Origin of the sequence: Zobellella taiwanensis, assembly GCF_003012795.1 — a bacterium.
Classification (GTDB): Bacteria; Pseudomonadota; Gammaproteobacteria; order Enterobacterales; family Aeromonadaceae; genus Oceanimonas; species Oceanimonas taiwanensis.
This window is the reverse complement of sequence record NZ_PXYH01000085.1, coordinates 1-255: the sequence shown is the minus strand read 5'-3', so window position 1 is coordinate 255 and position 255 is coordinate 1. Positions and strand designations below refer to the sequence as shown.

Annotated in this window: 1 pseudogene; it reads left to right on the top strand. The window is 70.2% G+C overall.

What is annotated here, in order from left to right:
* Positions 1–255: pseudogene (locus tag C7I36_RS17030) on the top strand (formate dehydrogenase); the annotation flags it as partial.

Below are 255 nucleotides of genomic sequence, written 5' to 3'. Positions count from 1 at the left end.
TGTTCGGCCAGCCCACGGTGGTGAACAACGTGCTGAGCTTCGCCGCCGTGCCGTCCATCCTGAGCGAGGGGCCCGAGCATTACGCCAGCTTCGGCATCGACCGTTCCAAGGGCACCCTGCCGTTCCAACTGGCCGGCAACCTCAAGCGCGGCGGCCTGGTGGAGCTGGCCTTCGGCCACCGCCTGCGCGAACTGATAGAAGACTTCGGCGGCGGCACCGAGAGCGGCCGGCCGGTGCGGGCGGTGCAGGTGGGCG